General features: G+C 41.1%; 14 protein-coding genes. All 14 read left to right on the top strand.

All coding sequences use genetic code 11. The annotated features are described in order from the left end of the window. Nucleotides 1-2 precede the first annotated feature (2 nt). The 14 genes from ACFSVN_RS10875 to ACFSVN_RS10940 all read left to right on the top strand — a co-directional run bounded on the left by ACFSVN_RS10875 (nt 3) and on the right by ACFSVN_RS10940 (nt 13,523). Nucleotides 3-1,133 (top strand): glycosyltransferase, encoded by a 1,131-nt coding sequence (locus ACFSVN_RS10875; RefSeq protein ID WP_390302402.1) that lies wholly within the window; start codon nt 3-5, stop codon nt 1,131-1,133. Continuing rightward, entirely contained in the window at nt 1,130-2,260 is a 1,131-nt protein-coding gene (locus ACFSVN_RS10880; RefSeq protein WP_390302405.1) for an N-acetyl sugar amidotransferase, read from the top strand. Before ACFSVN_RS10875 ends, ACFSVN_RS10880 begins: the two co-directional genes overlap by 4 nt. Further along, a complete protein-coding gene (gene hisH, locus ACFSVN_RS10885; RefSeq protein ID WP_390302407.1) occupies nt 2,257-2,874 on the top strand; it encodes an imidazole glycerol phosphate synthase subunit HisH in 618 nt (205 codons plus the stop codon). Before ACFSVN_RS10880 ends, hisH begins: the two co-directional genes overlap by 4 nt. Next, on the top strand, nt 2,874-3,668 hold the full coding sequence (locus ACFSVN_RS10890; RefSeq protein ID WP_390302410.1) for an AglZ/HisF2 family acetamidino modification protein: 795 nt from the start codon (nt 2,874-2,876) through the stop codon (nt 3,666-3,668). The genes hisH and ACFSVN_RS10890 overlap by 1 nt, the downstream gene beginning before the upstream one ends. A 15-nt stretch (nt 3,669-3,683) precedes the next feature. Continuing rightward, nucleotides 3,684-5,822, top strand: coding sequence for a bi-domain-containing oxidoreductase (locus ACFSVN_RS10895; protein WP_390302413.1), 2,139 nt, complete (start codon nt 3,684-3,686; stop codon nt 5,820-5,822). Nucleotides 5,823-6,097: 275 nt separating this feature from the next. Further along, nucleotides 6,098-7,189, top strand: a complete 1,092-nt coding sequence (wecB, locus tag ACFSVN_RS10900; protein ID WP_390302416.1) for a non-hydrolyzing UDP-N-acetylglucosamine 2-epimerase — start codon at nt 6,098-6,100, stop codon at nt 7,187-7,189. Nucleotides 7,190-7,270: 81 nt separating this feature from the next. Further along, complete coding sequence (locus tag ACFSVN_RS10905; protein WP_390302419.1) at nt 7,271-7,648, top strand: GxxExxY protein; 378 nt, start codon at nt 7,271-7,273, stop codon at nt 7,646-7,648. A gap of 164 nt (nt 7,649-7,812) precedes the next feature. Continuing rightward, nucleotides 7,813-9,387 carry a heparinase II/III domain-containing protein gene (locus ACFSVN_RS10910; RefSeq protein WP_390302422.1) on the top strand — a complete coding sequence of 525 codons (1,575 nt, stop codon included), beginning with the start codon at nt 7,813-7,815 and terminating at the stop codon, nt 9,385-9,387. A gap of 65 nt (nt 9,388-9,452) precedes the next feature. Continuing rightward, on the top strand, nt 9,453-10,685 hold the full coding sequence (locus ACFSVN_RS10915) for a glycosyltransferase family 4 protein (RefSeq protein WP_390302425.1): 1,233 nt from the start codon (nt 9,453-9,455) through the stop codon (nt 10,683-10,685). 259 nt (nt 10,686-10,944) lie between these two features. Then, a complete protein-coding gene (locus ACFSVN_RS10920; RefSeq protein ID WP_390302428.1) occupies nt 10,945-12,132 on the top strand; it encodes an MraY family glycosyltransferase in 1,188 nt (395 codons plus the stop codon). Nucleotides 12,133-12,268: 136 nt separating this feature from the next. Then, nucleotides 12,269-12,475, top strand: coding sequence for a hypothetical protein (locus ACFSVN_RS10925; protein WP_390302431.1), 207 nt, complete (start codon nt 12,269-12,271; stop codon nt 12,473-12,475). 546 nt (nt 12,476-13,021) lie between these two features. Beyond that, the gene (locus tag ACFSVN_RS10930; RefSeq protein ID WP_390302434.1) at nt 13,022-13,261 is read left to right on the top strand and encodes a hypothetical protein; all 240 of its coding nucleotides are present in this window, start codon (nt 13,022-13,024) and stop codon (nt 13,259-13,261) included. A 2-nt stretch (nt 13,262-13,263) separates the two neighbouring features. Beyond that, a complete protein-coding gene (locus ACFSVN_RS10935; protein WP_390302436.1) occupies nt 13,264-13,413 on the top strand; it encodes a hypothetical protein in 150 nt (49 codons plus the stop codon). Between the two features lie 8 nt (nt 13,414-13,421). Next, nucleotides 13,422-13,523 (top strand): hypothetical protein, encoded by a 102-nt coding sequence (locus ACFSVN_RS10940; protein WP_390303825.1) that lies wholly within the window; start codon nt 13,422-13,424, stop codon nt 13,521-13,523. The last annotated feature ends 878 nt before the right edge of the window (nt 13,524-14,401 follow it).

Here is a 14,401-nt window from a genome sequence, read left to right on the forward strand (position 1 = left end):
TCATGGCAAACATCTTAATTAATGGATTAAATGCAAAATCTGGTGGTGGAAAAAGTATATTAGTTAACTACTTGTCCATTCTTTCAAAAAAAAATAAAACAGATAAATATTTTGTATTAACACCATCTAATGTTGATTATTCGCAATTTGAAAATCATTTTATTGAAATTATTCAGCTAAATAAACTTTACAGTAATCTTGTTATTTATCCAATTGTTTATACATGGGTATTACCACGCTTACTTAGGCACCAAAACATAGATGTTGTATTAAATCTTGCAGATATTCCAATAAAGACAACAGTAAAACAAATATTTTTGTTTGATTGGCCTTATGCTGTTTATCCTGATAGTCAAGTATGGGATCTTATGAATATTAAAAGTAAGATTATTAGAAGATCTAAGTTATTTCTATTTAAAGCTTATTCAGGTTATGTGGATATATTTATTTCCCAAACCAGAACTATTAAAGAACGGTTATCTAACATATATGGGTTTGACAATATAACTATAATTCCTAATGGTGTATCAGAGGATAATATAGATGGAGGGGTATACAACGATTTTAATTTACCGATGGGTGATAAATTATTGTATTTAACATATTATTATCCACATAAAAATTTAGAGGTTTTATTACCTCTTGCGGTTAGAATTAAAAAACATAATTTGCCGTATAAAATTATAACAACAATTGATTCAACTCAGGGTAAAGGTGCCAAATATTTTTTGGATGAGATTTCGAAAAAGAGACTTGAAGATGTAATTATTAACATCGGTTCTGTTGAAATGAAACACGTTTCTTCACTTTATAAACAATGCGATGGTTTATTAATGCCGACACTATTAGAGACGTATGGTCTACCATATGTTGAGGCAATGTATAATGATGTTGCTATACTAACTAGTGATCTAGATTTTGCCAGGGATGTTTGTGGAAATGCAGCTGAGTATTTTATACCTACTAATAGTAAGTCAATATTTGATTCAATTGAAAAGGTATTTAATGATAAAAATCTAAAGAAAAAATTAGTTTCAAATGGAAATAAAAAAATAAAGAAATTACCCACTTGGAATGATACAGTTTACGAATACAGTAAAATTATTGACCGATTTATTTCTGATTTAAAATGAATATACAAGTTTGTACAAACTGCGTAATGGACACCACAGACTCCAAAATCACTTTTGATGAAAATGGAGTTTGTGATCATTGCAATACCTATTACAAAGATATTGAACCGGTTTGGAATTATGGTAAAGGAAGAGAAAAAGAGTTAGAGCAATTAGTAGAGGCCATTAAAAAAGAGGGCAAGGGAAAAGATTTTGACTGCTTGATGGGTATGAGCGGTGGAATTGACAGTTCCTATCTGTTATATAAGATGACTCACGATTATGGATTAAGGCCATTGGTTTTTCATGTGGATGCCGGATGGAATTCTCAAATAGCGGTAAACAACATTGAAAAACTGATTGATGGGTTAGGTCTTGATCTTTTTACCGAAGTTATCAACTGGGAAGAAATGCGCGATCTGCAGTTAGCATTCTTTAAATCCGGTGTTCCTCATATTGACGTACCCCAGGATCATGCTTTTTTTGCGACCATGTATAAGTTCGCATCTAAGCATAAGATCAAATACATATTAACCGGGGGAAATTACTCAACAGAATGTGTCAGAAATCCTCTGGAGTGGATGTATTACCAATCTGATTCCATTCAGCTAAAGGATATTCATAAAAAACACGGTAGTGGAAAGCTAAAAGATTATCCGGTCACTAACATATTGTGGCATAAGGCTTATTTACCCTATTTAAGAGGCATCAAATTGTACCGTCCGTTAGATTATATGGTATATAATAAAGAAGAAGCCATGAATTTATTGGTGGAGAAATATGGCTATCAGAAATATCCTCAAAAACATTTTGAGTCCCGTTTCACCAAGTTTTATGAAAGTTATTGGCTGCCTGAACGATTCGGATATGATACAAGAAAGGTGCAGTTTTCAAGTCTTATCCTTACCAATCAAATGACTCGTGACGAAGCATTGGAAGAACTTAAAAACCCGGCATACGATCCGGAACAGGTTGAACACGATAAAGAGTATGTGGCCAACAAATTAAGAATACCGGTTACTGAACTCGAAGAATATTTTGAGATGCCCAAGAGAACGTATGAGGATTATAAATCAATGGAGACCATTTATAATATCGGGGCCAGCGTGATGAGAATGATGGGGCTTGAAAGAGGAGGAAAGCGTTGATTGGTATTATTAATTACGGTTCGGGAAACATTCAGGCTATTCTAAATATTTATAAAAGGCTGAACATTCACGCTTTTGTTGCCAATACATCAGAGGACATTTCCAAAGCAGAAAAATTAATCTTACCCGGCGTTGGTGCCTTTGATGAAACCATGGAGAAGCTAGTTTCTTCAGGTTTAATTGAATCTTTAAATGAACAGGTACTCGAAAAGAAAATCCCGGTTCTTGGAATATGTGTTGGAATGCAGGTAATGGCCAAAAAAAGTGATGAGGGTGAACGTGAAGGCTTGGGATGGTTTGATGCCGAGGTGAAAAAATTGAACCCTAAGAATAAGGATGGTGAATCGGTTTTATTGCCGCATATGGGGTGGAATTCTGTTCAACAAATGAAGGATAATTTGCTTTTTAAAGGCATCGATCCTGAAAGAGGGTTTTACTTTTTGCATTCCTATCATTTTGTATGTAATAACGAGGATGATGTACTGGCAAAAACGAATTATGGTAATATTGTTACCTCAGCGCTTTCAAAAGACAATATATTTGGCACCCAATTTCATCCCGAGAAAAGCCATATTAACGGTATTCAAATATTTAGAAACTTTTCAGAACTATAATGCTTCGACCAAGAATCATTCCTTGTCTATTAGTACACAATAAGGGGTTGGTAAAAACAGTACAGTTTGAGAATCCCAAATATGTAGGTGATCCTCTTAATGCGGTCAAAATATTCAATGAGAAAGAAGCCGATGAATTAATGGTGATTGATATCGATGCTTCGGTGGAAGGGAATGAACCGGATTATCAGCTCATTAAGAATATTGCTGCTGAATGCAGAATGCCTCTATGTTATGGAGGTGGTGTAAAAAACGTTGAGCAGGCTCAAAAGATCATTAATTTGGGAGCCGAAAAAGTAGCATTGAGTTCTTCCTTGGTTGATGATATTGAGTTGGTCACTAAAATAGGCCGTGTGATAGGTAATCAAAGCGTTGTAGCTGTAATTGATATAAAGAAAAAAGGTCTTTTTAAGAAACAGGAAGTTCATATTCACAATGCCACCAAATCTACAGGTTTAAACCCGGTTGATTTTGCAGTTGAATTAGCCAACAAAGGCGTGGGTGAAATTGTAATCAATTCCGTAGATCAGGATGGAGTTATGGAAGGGTACGATTACACTCTTATTGAAAAAATTAAATCTCAGGTTAACATCCCTGTAACTGCTCTTGGCGGGGCTAGCTCACTTGACGATATTGAAGAACTAATCCGTAAGTTTGGGGTAATTGGTGCCGCTGCAGGTAGCTTGTTTGTGTTTAAGGGAGTATATAAAGCAGTACTGATTAATTATCCCAATCCGGAGCAAAAACTTGAGTTGATTAAAAATGCTTTCGGCTCCATAGTAGAAAAAAATTAAAGTTATTTTTATAGAATGAAACAAATCATCCAAGACCTCAAATCCGGTGACACTATTTTAGAAGAAGTCCCCACTCCTCGAGTCGGTTCCGGTAAAGTGCTCATCAAAACTCATCGCACCCTCGTTTCTTTAGGCACGGAAAAAATGCTGGTCAGTTTTGGTCAGGCCAACCTGTTGGACAAAGCCCGTCAGCAGCCCGAGCGGGTGAAGGAAGTCATCAACAAAATGAAAACCGACGGCATACAGCCTACGCTGGAGGCCGTATTCCGAAAGCTGGGTACGCCCTTACCTCTGGGCTACAGTCAGGCCGGTGAAGTGGTGGAAGTGGGAAAAGGCGTAACGGAATTCAGTCCAGGAGATCGGGTGGTTTCCAATGGCAATCACGCCGAGTATGTAGCCGTTCCCAAAAACCTGGTTGCCAAGATCCCGGAAGGCGTTTCGTATGAGGAAGCCTCTTTTACCGTAGTGGGAGCTATTGGTTTGCAAGGTATTCGGTTGGTACAGCCTACTCTGGGGGAAACGGTAGCTGTAATCGGCTTGGGGCTCATCGGGCTTATTACAGCCCAACTACTCAAATCCAACGGCTGCAAGGTCGTAGGATTTGACTTGGATGAAGATAAGCTGAAGCAGGCAGAAAGTTATGGCATTACAGGCGTCAACTCTGGCAAGCAAGACCCGGTTCGGTTCATGGAAGAATTTACCGGTGAGGTAGGTGCCGATGCGGTGATTATCACCGCCAGTACTAAATCTAATGATGTGATCAAGCAGGCCGCAAATATGAGTCGCAAGCGCGGGCGCATTGTGTTGGTGGGCGTTATTGGACTGGACATCGACCGTGCCGATTTTTACGAAAAAGAGCTGAGTTTCCAGGTAAGTTGTTCCTACGGTCCCGGCCGCTATGATGAAGAATATGAACAGCGCGGAAAGGACTATCCGCTGCCTTATGTACGTTGGACCGAAAAGCGAAATTTTGAAGCCGTATTGGAGGCCATCCGAAGCGGTAGCGTGGATGTACAATCCCTTATCACCGAAAGGGTGAAGTTGGAAGATTATTTGGAGATTTATGGGGATATGAGTGCCGGTAAATCTATAGCCTCTATTCTTGAATACCCGGAAGCTGACAGCTATCAGCTATCAGCTGACAGCCGGACCGTATCATTGCCTAATACAGAAATCAAACCCTCCAATGGCACGATGGCCATCATCGGCGCAGGCAACTTTACCCAAGCGATGATACTTCCGGCACTGGATAAGGCCGGGGCTTCTATGAAATATATTGTGAGCTCGGGCGGGTTGTCTTCGACAACGCTAGCCAAAAAGTACAAAGTTCCCAACAGTACTACGGATCTGGATGTGGTGTTAAGTGATAAGGAAGTGGATGGGGTAGTTATAACTACGCAGCATAATCTTCATGCTAGAATGACGATTCAATCATTGAAGGCAGGAAAGCAGGTGTTTGTGGAAAAACCGTTGGCTTTGAAACCGGAAGAGCTGGAGGAGATCATATCTGCGGTAGAAGAAACGGGGAATACAGTAACTGTAGGATTCAACCGCCGGTTTTCGCCCCATGCCGAGAAGATGAAATCCTTTTTGGGTGAACAACCAGGCCCCATGAACGTCATTGCAACCATGAATGCCGGTCATATTCCCCCGGAAGTGTGGGTTCACGATCTGGAATCAGGTGGCGGACGTATTGTCGGCGAAGCCTGTCACTATGTAGATCTGATCACCTACCTGACCGGCTCCAAAGTAGTTGAAGTGAGTATGCAGGCCATGGGCACCGATCCCAAAGAAAACACCGACAACGCCTCCATTCACTTGAAATATGCGAATGGCTCACTGGGCGTGATCAACTATTTTGCCAACGGCAACAAATCTTACTCCAAAGAAAGGGTGGAAGTATACTACCAAGGCAACAACCTCATCCTCGATAACTTCCGCCGTCTGGATGGCTACGGCTTCGGTGGCGGCTTTACCAGTAAGATCCTCAAAACTAAACAAGACAAAGGCCACCACAAACAATTCGAACTCCTAACCAACCGTTGGCAAGAAGGTGGAGAGCCACTCATTCCCTTCGATGAAATTGTAAATACAACGAAGGCAACTTTTGCGGCTATTGAGAGCCTGAAGCAGGGCAAGCCGGTGAGGGTGTAGTTTGTATTACCTCCCCCTCTGTTTTTGTCATTTCGAGCGAAGCTTTGCGAATCCGGAACGGATAAGCAAACGCAGCCGAGAAATCTACGGAGCTAGCCAAGGCCTGTGTTGTCGAAATCAACCCCGAAGATTTCTCCACTTCGTTCTTTCGCCCTGTCGGGACTCATTCACTCCGGTCGAAATGACAAACAGGTTGGATAGGATGGAAATCATCTAAAAACATTACCAACAAATCACTATTTTCATCAAAATTAAAAAGACTAAACAAAGGGTATATGTTTATTGATCTAATAGCCGGAGCAAGACCAAATTTCATGAAAATTGCTCCCATCATTGACGCCATCAAGAAAGAAAAAGAGCAGGGTACAGATATCGATTTCAGGCTGGTACACACTGGTCAGCATTATGACAAAAATATGAGCGGTTCTTTCTTCGAACAGCTTGGAATACCTGCCCCCGATGAAAACCTTGGAGCAGGAGGCGGAACCCAGGCCGAACAAACGGCTGCTATTATGACCGGCTATGAAAAATTACTTATGGAAAAACCTTCCAATTTGTGCCTAGTGGTAGGAGATGTAACCTCTACGATGGCCTGTGCCATCACCGCTCAAAAAATGCACATCCCGGTAGCTCATGTGGAAGCAGGAATCCGCTCCGGGGACTGGAAAATGCCGGAAGAGATCAATCGCTTGGCGACTGACGCTGTAACCAACTATTTTTTTACCACGTCGGATGTAGCCAATGCCAATCTCAAAAAAAGCGGGGTAGAGGATGAGCGCATTTTCTTTGTTGGGAATGTGATGATCGATACACTGCTAAAGCATCGCCCAAGATTTCAAAAGCCTACGGTTTGGGATAAGGTTAGGCTGGAAGAAGGTAATTACATCGTAATGACGCTTCACCGTCCTTCGAACGTAGATGAAGAAGAAACCCTGAAATCCCTGATGGATGAGATCATTGTAAATACACAAGAATTGCCCTTAGTGTTTCCAGTCCATCCAAGAACAGCCAAGATCTTAAAGAACCTGGGGATTAGTCATGAACGCCTCCATATGATCGAACCGTTGGGTTACCTCGAATTCAATTACCTGGTAGAACGCTCCAAAGCGGTTATCACGGACTCCGGCGGCATCACAGAAGAAACTACGGTAATGGGTATTCCCTGTATGACACTTCGCAACAGCACCGAACGCCCTGAAACGGTAGATATAGGAACCAATGAACTGCTTGGCGTAAATCCCAAAGCCATCCAACCCGCCCTCGAAAAACTCTTCGCCGGCGAGTGGAAAAAAGGAGAGATACCTGAACTCTGGGATGGGAGTACTTCGGGTAGGATTGTGAAGCATTTAATACAACTATTGAGCTAACCACGGGGAACACAAAGAACACAAAGAAAAAGTAAATAACTTAGTGTCCTTTGCGCACTTTGCGGTTCAATAAAAAAATGTATGGAAGAGGAAAACAGAATAGCTAAGGATATTGTAGAATCTGCAATCAGGGTGCACAGAAAGTTAGGACCCGGGCTGTTAGAATCTGCATATCAGGCTGCATTGGCATATTTGCTCATCAAAAAGGGATACAAAGTTGAAAAAGAGAAAGATCAGCCTGTACAATTTGAAGAGGTCAAACTGGATGTTGGATACAGAATTGATCTACTCGTCAATGAAAAAGTGGTAGTTGAACTAAAAACCGTTGATAAGTTGAGTAAAATTCACTTAGCTCAAACATTGACTTATCTAAAGCTATCAAAATGTAGGTTAGGATTGCTACTCAATTTTAACGTACTCCTAATGAAAGACGGCATCAAACGAGTGATTAATACTTAAGAAATAAACCTAAAACTTTGCGTTCTTAGTGTCCTTTGCGGTTCAAAAAACTGTAGAATATCAGCCAAAACAAACTAACAATAAATTAACCACGGAGAACACAACGAACACCAAGAAAAATTTAACTAACTTAGTGGCCTTTGCGTTCCTTGCGGTTCAATAAAATGCTCAAAAAGCTCTCAAGATATTATCACACCCTCAAACTCCTTAAGCCGATACAAATTCGTTATCAGCTGTGGTACAGACTGCGGAATAAGTTCTTGCCTGTTCAATATCCCGAGGGAATAAAAGCTCCCAATTTTCAAAAACTAAAACTTGTTCCCTTCCCAGATCAATACACCCACTACCTCGGCGAGAACCATTTCCAATTCCTGAATCTCAAGCAAAATTTTAAAGAAGAGATCAACTGGAATTATTTAGGCCACGGCAAACTCTGGGCCTACCACCTCAACTATTTTGACTATCTCCATCAACCCGAAATGGAATGGGAAACAGGTAAAGCGCTGATTGAATCCTTTCTCCAAGATCCGCAAAATCGCCCGGAAGGAATGGATCCTTATCCTATCTCACTGAGAACCATTAACTGGATCAAATTTTTTTCCAAACATGACCGGTATCCTCAAGAAATAGTGGATTCTTTATATGGGCAGTATCAGGTTCTAACCAAAAAGCTGGAATATCATTTATTGGGAAATCACCTGCTGGAAAATGGGTTTTCATTGCTATTTGGGGTAGTATTTTTTCAGGATGAAAAACTGATTCGTCTAGCTCGAAAAATTCTGAAAGCAGAATTGAAGGAACAAATACTTGAAGATGGAGCTCATTTTGAACTTTCTCCCATGTATCATGTGATATTATTACAACGGGCACTGGATGGGTACAATCTTCTCATACATAACAACAATGAGCTACAGGATGTAGAGCAACAACTGAAGGAAGTTATCCAAAAAATGGTAAATTGGTTATATACTATTATGTTCTCTAATGGAGACATTCCTATGTTCAATGATAGTGCCGACGGTCAGGCTCTTGAGCCCAAAATAATCTTAAGTTATGCACAGCAGTTTGGATTTACACCCAAGAACATTGAGCTCAAAGAATCCGGTTATCGAAAGTTTGAAGCAGGGGATTTTGAAATAGTGGCTGATGTTGGGGAAGTTGGTCCAAACTATCAACCCGGGCATGCCCATTCGGATGCACTTTCATTTGTTCTTTATCATCAAGGAAAACCCATCATTGTAGATCGCGGAATTTCAACTTATGAAAAAAATCAAACCCGAGAGGAGGAAAGAAGTACTGCTTCACACAATACCATAGTGGTTAATGGAAAAGAACAGACCGATGTATGGGGAGGATTTAGAGTGGGAAGGAGGGCGAAACCGGTGATTATAACAGATGGGGAAGATCACTTAAAAGCCACACACACCGGATATGATTATTTGGGTATTAATCATATCCGTGAATGGAAAATAAATGATCATGAGATTGTGATTAGAGATGAGATTAATGGAGGTAATAAAGAGTCAGTGGCATATATTCATCTACATCCTGATATCAAACCTGTAAAAATTGAAGAAGGGGTTTTCAAGCTAAAAAGCCTTATCTTGACACACGAAAATCTTACATCTTCAGCAATAGAGAAATATTCTTATTGTACGGGGTTCAATAAAAAGAAAGATGCAAGCTGTTTGAAACTTACATTTGATAAAGAGTTTAAAACTCACATAATTTCAAATTAATTAAGCTATGAATCTATTTTCTTTACTCTCTACCTAACTTCCGTAGTTAAAAAGCTCTAAATCTAATGAGAATCTTATTCCTGACCGACAATTTCCCTCCTGAAGTCAACGCTCCTGCAACCCGTACTTATGAACATGCAAAGGAATGGGTAGAGGCTGGTGCTGAGGTTACAATCATTACCTGCTTTCCAAATTTTCCTCAAGGAAAAGTATATGATGGCTATAAAAATAAGCTCAGAGAAGTTGAAGAGGTGGATGGGATGAGAGTAATCAGGGTGTGGTCATATATGTCGGCTAATCAAGGCTTTTTAAAGCGTACACTTGATTATGTAAGTTTTGCAGTGATGGCATCTATATTCGGGATTTTTGAAAAAGCAGACGTGATTATCGCAACTTCCCCGCAGTTTTTTACTACTTGGTCTGGTTGGTTTTTATCTTTAATAAAACGGAAGGCATGGGTATTTGAGTTAAGAGATCTATGGCCTGAATCAATTGCTTCAGTTGGAGCAATGAAAAAAAACAGCAAAAGATATAGATTATTAGAAAAGATTGAACTAGCTCTCTATATGTCTGCGGATTTTGTAATACCAAATACTCCGGCTTTTAAAGCGAATCTTATTTCAAGGAATATTCCGGAAGAAAAGATACATGTGATACCAAACGGGGCTAACCTAAAGCTGTTTGATGCCGAACGAAAGAATGCCAATCTAAAAGAAGAATTAGGGATAAAAGAAGATTTTGTAGTTGGTTACATTGGAACCCATGGATTGGCGCATTCATTGGATTTTGTTGTTGAATCTATTGCAAAGGCGGATTTTAAGAATATTCACTTTCTTTTTATTGGTGATGGTGCTGAGAAAGAAAAGGTAAAAGCTATTGCCTCCAAAAACGATTTAAAGAATGTCACCTTCCTGGATCCTATTCCTAAAGAACAGATACCAAATTACCTTTCACTTACCGATGCTTCCCTGGTTCCGCTTAAAAGATCAGATACTTTTAAAACCGTTATTCCATCCAAGATATTCGAAGCGTGTGCGATGGGTAAACCGATCATTCTTGGGGTAGAAGGTCAAGCCAAAAAAATAATTGATGAATTCGGTGCCGGCGTTCATTTTGAGCCTGAGAATACCGAAGAATTCATACAAGCGGTAAACAAACTCAAAGATGATAGGGTACTTTACAATACCCTATCTAAGAACGCTCTCAAATTAGCTCAAGCCTACGACCGAAAGGTCTTGGCAAAAGAAATGCTTGATTTGATACATTCCAAAGCATTTCCAAAAAAAAGATCAGGATAATTCCGGAATAGCTTATAGAGGGTCGGTAGAAATGTTTGGATAAATGACAGAGGTTTTAGATAAGGTAGGTTAATGAGGGTAAATTTAATTTACAATAAGAACTTCTAATCTTTCCAAAAACAATTGCAAGAGCTTTATTAAGGGTAAGCAAATAACATGTTCTTATATAAAAATACTCTTATTACTTTTATTAAATAAAAAATCCTATATTAGCTTTCCCTAAAATACAGGTGAAAGAGCAGAATTTTTTCAAAATATTATGGATGCAGTATTGATACAGGTTTTAGCGGGTACAATCATCGCTTTCATTATCACTTACTTTACGATTCCGATTCTCAAAAAGGTCGCGTACTTAACAGATCTTTATGATAAACCGGATAATGAAAGGAAGGTGCATGACCGATACGTACCGACATTAGGAGGCATAGCTATATTCATTGCTTTTTTTGTGGGTTTTTCACTTAGTGGAATGGCAGAACAAATAATAGGTTATCCCTACCTGGCAGCAGGTTTGTTAATGTTATTCTTTACAGGGTTAAAAGATGATATTGTAGATCTTTCCGCCAAGATTAAATTAGGTGTGGAGCTCACGGTAGCTGCGTTACTTATTTTTGGTTGTAATATGTATATTTCCAATTTCTATGGAGTGTTTGGTATCTATGAGATTCCTTTTTGGGCCGGAGCTCTTGTTACCGGTTTTACCATGATCGTAGTGGTTAATTCCTTTAACCTGATCGACGGAATTGATGGCCTGGCTGGAGGAGTGGGAATCATTGCTTCCATTGCATTTGGGATTGGATTCTTGATCGCCGGTGAGTTTGCTCTCGCAACACTATCATTGGTATTATTTTCCACCCTTACTGCTTTTTTACTATATAACTATAACCCCGCATCCATTTTTATGGGTGATACAGGTTCTTTGGTAGTTGGATTTTTATTGTCTGTATTGGCTATCAATTTTGTAGGACTGAATGAGAACCCGGCCTATACTGCCGCTCTTGGATACACTTCCCCGATCCTTCCGATAGCTATTTTAGCCCTTCCTTTATTTGATACGATCACGGTGTTCTATAAAAGAATTCGCAACGGGCGTTCCCCATTCAGTCCGGGTCAGGATCACATTCACCACTCCGTATTAAGAGCCGGATTTGGTCATAAGGGAACAACGGCCATACTCTATTTCTGCAATTTGTTCATCATCATGCTCACCCTAAGCGTTCGCTCGCTTGACATTCATGTTGGACTTGCTATGGCTATCCTGAGTATGTTTATGCTTCTTCCAACCAATGGATTCAAAAGAAATATTCTCAAGAAGATGGGCATTGAATTAGAACGCAATACTCTCTACGGAAAAGACATGCAAAATCTTCAAACCGAAGAAAGAGCATTCGAATCCAACGGCAGCTCTTCCACCCGTCAAAAAGCCAAGTCCGAACAAGCGGTTTAGAAACCAATTTTTTGCGAGGAATTTCCAAAGCCAAATGCCGGCTTGGTATGCTTAACAATCCAACCTGGCGGTCCTCCGTCTACGGTCTCCCGTCACCAAAACGACGAAACAATCTCGTTAATCCGAATTCCCAACCATGTCATGGAGATCGCCGCGTATGCCAGGAGAGGATGCAGGTGAGGTCGGGGATCAGGTTTGGAAAGCAGGATCAATAACAAAAAACATCTACAGCCACAAAACCCTTCCGGTACCACAGCGAAGCCGTTCAGGGCTTCTCAGAACCAGGGCAAAGTGGAAGCCGGAGCTTCCGGGACTGCATCCCCAAGCCGGAGCTTGGGAATGAGTTTAAAAAGTGGAAGTCTCCCCTTGCGCTTGCGTCCCGACCTTCGGGGAGGGGAGATCAATCCAAGCAGCTGTTCCTGCTTGGGTTTCGTGGGGTGTGGTCACCAGGAGCAACCGGGGATGATTCCAACCCCACAGCCCTTGGCGCCCACACCCTCCGCCCGACTTCGCATCCGCTCAGTCCGGCACCTCCCTCAAGGGAGGACTCTCCGGGGTTGTTTTAGTTTATTGTACCTAGTCACCAACTATCTTGTATTGAGCAACGAAAAGTCCTCTCCTTGCGAAGGAGAGGATTCAGGTGAGGTCGGGGATCAGGCTTGATGAGCTGGAAATGATTCGGTTGCCTGTACCACCGATTCAGTTCACAGAAAGTCTCCCCTTGAGCGGGAGATCAAAAAATTCAGCTGTTCCTGAATTTTTTTCGTGGGGTGTGGTCACCAAGGGCAACCGAGGTTAATTACAACCCCATAACCTTTGGCACCTAACACCTAAAACCCAATCAATACTTGAACAACATATACCAATTAGATACTTTACTATACAGGTATTGAACAATAAAAGAACCAAACTGATCATGGAAGAAAAAGGATTAAAAGACAAGCTGCCGGCAAATCGTTTCACGTCTGTGAATGTCCTTTCGGAGAGTGAGTTCAGTAAAGGGATTAAAAAAGCAGAGAAAGGCCCGTTCAATACGGTTCAGGAATCAATGACACAATTCGAATCGTGGCTGAAAAAGAGAAGTAGCTGTATCAGAACAGTTTACGGAAGATTTAAAATCGGTGTATGAGTATGGGGAAGATGTTTTCGGAGCAGCAGCTGCAAAAAGCTTTGTTTCGGAATTATACAGCAAAATTTGGAGTCTGGATCAAACTTGAGGTCACCATCCGGAATGTCGGCACCTTCCAACAAAAGACCAGCGATACCGTAATATTATTTTAGGCAGTTATCTGATCATTTACAGAGTAAAAAAAGAACGTATTTTGGTTTTGAGAATTCTTCATGGTCATTCCAGTATCACCAAAATCAAACATTCCCGAAAGATTAAATAATCCACTCTTTGAGATCACGCCGGGGATTAGGCTTGGTAAGCCGGAAATGATTATGCAGCCTGTATTCACCTCTCAGGTTCACAGAAATTCTCCCCTTGAGTGGGAGATCAAATAATTCGGCTGTTCCTGAATTTTTTTCGTGGGGTGTGGTCCCCAAGGGCAACCGAGGATGATTCCGACCCCATCGCCCTTTGCACCCACACCCTCCGCCCGACTTCGCATTCGCTCAGTCCGGCACCTCCCTCAAGGGAGGACTCTCCGGGGTTGTATTAATGTATTGATACTTAATCAGTAATTATCATGTATTGAACAACGAAAAGTCCTCTCCTTGCGAAGGAGAGGATTCAGGTGAGGTCGGGGATCAGGCTTTGTAAGCAGGAAATGATTTTTGTTACCCATATTTACACCTCCGTTTCACAGAAATTCTCCCCTTGAGGGGAGATCAATCCAAGCAGCTGTTCCTGCTTGGGTTTCGTGGGGTGTGGTCACCAAGGGTAACCGAGGTTAATTACAACCCCACAGCCCTTGGCACCCACACCCTCCGCCCGACTTCGCATTCGCTCAGTCCGGCACCTCCCTCAAGGGAGGACTCTCCTGGATTATTTTAGTTATTGATACTAAATCACCAACTATCTTGTATTGAACGACGAAAATTCTCCCCTTGAGCGGGAGATCAAAAAATTCGGCTGTTCCCGAATTTTTTTCGTGGGGTGTGGTCACCAAGGGCAACCGAGGATGATTCCGACCCCATCGCCCTTGGCACCCACACCCTCCGCCCGACTTCGCATTCGCTCAGTCCGGCACCTCCCTCAAGGGAGGACTCTCCTGGATTATTTTAGTTATTGATACTAAATCACCAACTATCTTGTATTGAACGA

It is taken from the genome of Gracilimonas halophila, from assembly GCF_042684365.1.
GTDB classification, from domain to species: domain Bacteria; phylum Bacteroidota; class Rhodothermia; order Balneolales; family Balneolaceae; genus Gracilimonas; species Gracilimonas halophila.